This window comes from Cedecea sp., from assembly GCF_036500665.1.
Classification (GTDB): domain Bacteria; phylum Pseudomonadota; class Gammaproteobacteria; order Enterobacterales; family Enterobacteriaceae; genus Cedecea.
Genome location: NZ_DASYBS010000125.1, coordinates 1 through 2,589 on the forward strand (window position 1 = coordinate 1; position 2,589 = coordinate 2,589).

The 2,589-nt window shown below is 48.7% G+C and carries 4 protein-coding genes; all 4 read left to right on the top strand.

Annotation, left to right across the window (positions count from 1 at the left end; genetic code table 11):
* On the top strand, positions 1 to 155 hold a 155-nt coding region (locus VGM55_RS20705; protein WP_331636517.1), incomplete at its 5' end, for a 3'-5' exonuclease.
* A 69-nt stretch (positions 156 to 224) separates the two neighbouring features.
* The gene (locus tag VGM55_RS20710) at positions 225 to 503 is read left to right on the top strand and encodes a DUF4224 domain-containing protein (RefSeq protein ID WP_331636514.1); all 279 of its coding nucleotides are present in this window, start codon (positions 225 to 227) and stop codon (positions 501 to 503) included.
* The gene (locus tag VGM55_RS20715) at positions 442 to 1,458 is read left to right on the top strand and encodes a tyrosine-type recombinase/integrase (protein WP_331636515.1); all 1,017 of its coding nucleotides are present in this window, start codon (positions 442 to 444) and stop codon (positions 1,456 to 1,458) included. Before VGM55_RS20710 ends, VGM55_RS20715 begins: the two co-directional genes overlap by 62 nt.
* Positions 1,459 to 1,729: 271 nt before the next feature.
* The gene (locus VGM55_RS20720; protein WP_331636516.1) at positions 1,730 to 2,356 is read left to right on the top strand and encodes an ORF6N domain-containing protein; all 627 of its coding nucleotides are present in this window, start codon (positions 1,730 to 1,732) and stop codon (positions 2,354 to 2,356) included.
* Positions 2,357 to 2,589 lie beyond the last annotated feature (233 nt).

Consider the following 2,589-nt stretch of genomic DNA (forward strand, 5'->3'; position numbering starts at 1 on the left):
GGGACGTACGCACCATCGTCGAAATGGGCAAAGCGGTTGGTATTAATCCGCGCTATGAAATCCCGTTCGAAGGCGATCAGCATAACGCCCTTGCCGATGCTCGCCACCAGGCCAAATACGTTTCAGCCATCTGGCAACAGCTGATTAAAAAATGATTTTCCTTTTTCACTCATGAACGCACCGGCCAGGTACCTTCTGCCTGCCCGGTCATCAGGAGATGACCGATGCATGAACTTACGTTGTCGCCTCAGGAGATTCAGGAAATCACCGGATATATGCGTTATACGCAGCAACAGCGTCAGTTGCGCTGCCACGGCATTCCTTTCACAACGGATGGACGGAATCGCCCAATTGTATTGCGCAGAAACATTTTACCGGGAATAACCGAACTACCCAAGGTTGACGAATATGTTGCAACAGAGCCGAACTTCAACGCTATCTATGGGCAGACCAAGAAAAGATCCGAAAGATACTCATCTTCCACCACGGGTATCGAAAAATAAATACAGCTACATCTGGAAACCGAAGGGAACCACGCTCAGTATTTGCCTGGGGAAAATTCGTGAAACCTCAATTTCAAAACTATGGCAACGATACGAAGAGGAGAAGGCGAAGCGTCATGACGTAATGACATTCGCCCGACTGTGGGCGATGTTTATCGGGAGCCCGTCATTCACTGAGCGAGCGCCACGTACTCAAAAGGATTACCACCAGCATCAGAAACAGCTTCTGGCCGTGTTTGGCAAAATGAAAGCTGACGATATTAAGATTGAGCAGGTCCGTATTTTTATGGATAAGCGCGGTGTCAGCAGCAAGAACCAGGCTAACCAGGAAGTGGCCAGCATGTCCCGGGTGTTTGGCTGGGGCTTTGAACGGGGATATGTGAAGGGCAATCCCTGTAAAGGGATCCGGAAATTTACCCTCACCGACCGGGACGTTTATATTCCCGATGAAGATTATCTGGCTATTTATGAGTGCGCGCCCCCGGAGGTGCAGGTGGCCATGGAAATTTCATATCTTTGTGCCGCGCGCGAGGGAGATGTACTGGAGCTGCGGCTCGCTGACATCAGGCATGACGGGATTTTTATTGAGCAAAACAAAACCGGCAAAAAGCAGATAAAGCAATGGTCCCCTCGCCTCAGAGCGGCAGTCGACCAGGCTATTCAGCAGCTATCCGGAAGAGCACCAGCAGGTTATCTGATCCCGGGGCCATCCGGTGGCGCAATGAATAAAAAAACCTTCAATACCTGGTGGAATAAAGCGAAGAAAGCAGCAGCGATTAAGCTTGGCCGTTCTGTTGCGGGAACATTTCACGACATCAAAGCCAAGGCTATTTCGGACTACGAGGGCAGTAGCAGGGACAAGCAGCTGTTCTCTGGCCATAAAACTGAAAGTCAGGTGACGACATATGACCGTAAGGTGAAAATATCACCGACCCTCAATCGCCCGATGGATTGACATGAAGATGAAACACCCCGATACTACACATGCACCAGCAAAATCTGGTGTCGGGATTGGAGCCCCGGATAGAAACCGCGACAACGACACGCCGCGAGCGTGTTTTTTATTGTCATTTGCATAGTCACATCTTCGCATTATGGTGGGCTGTGTGGGGCGACCGAAAGGTTGGCCGGTGGTTTCCCGGTAGTTCCAACCCTACACAGTTCACCACCCAATGATTGGAACCTGACGGTGGTGAGAAAAGAAGAAACCGCCGGAGGACGTCGTTATGACAACTCAAATTTCTGCAGAATCAATTTCACTGACCGTTCATCAAAATACACCAGTGATTACTACTGAGCTATTAGCACTGCTTTATGATACTGGTACTGACAACATCAAAAAAAATTATGCTCGTAATCAGGAACGGTTCAGTGAAGGAAAACATTTTTACAAAGTGGCCGGGGATGAGCTTAAAAATTTGCGAGAGACTTTAAGTCACTCACAAAATTCTATCTCCCCCAAAACTCGATCTCTCATTCTCTGGACAGAGCGCGGCGCAGCCCGCCACGCCAAAATGCTGGAAACCGATCAGGCTTGGGACGTCTTCGAAAAATTAGAGGATTGTTATTTCAACCAGAAGAATTCAGCCTCTCTCACTCCCCTTCCAGCCAAGCCCAACAGTTACGACACCCGAACCCTTTGCTACAAACGCGCTGGCGTCACAGTTAACGAGCTACCGCTACGCGAAGATGACCTGATTATTTCTCTGGAGTCATGGCTGGATTTGGCCAGAAAAAACGGCTGGGTCGTACTCAGAAGGGACGAAGCGATCGTGACGCTGACGGAGAAAATTGGTGGGCTAATGGAGGAAATTTTTAGCGGATACACACAGGCAATGCACAAATATATTTAGCTGTCAACAGGCAGAATATACCAAGTGAATATACCAACAGTATACCAATAGCCTAAAAACGCAAGGGGCTAGCCTAAGCTAGCCCCTTGATAAATTTGGCGGAAGCGCAGAGATTCGAACTCTGGAACCCTTTCGGGTCGCCGGTTTTCAAGACCGAAGTTAACATTCTTTTTTTCAATGAGTTATCTTCCATGTGTGGTATATGACGTCCATTTCGCATTGAGGTAAATCAG

Bases quoted from the DNA above. Each gene is read 5' to 3' on its own strand.
- VGM55_RS20715 (WP_331636515.1), top strand. From the start codon at position 442: ATGGGCAGACCAAGAAAAGATCCGAAAGATACTCATCTTCCACCACGG.
- VGM55_RS20710 (WP_331636514.1), top strand. From the start codon at position 225: ATGCATGAACTTACGTTGTCGCCTCAGGAGATTCAGGAAATCACCGGA.
- VGM55_RS20720 (WP_331636516.1), top strand. From the start codon at position 1,730: ATGACAACTCAAATTTCTGCAGAATCAATTTCACTGACCGTTCATCAA.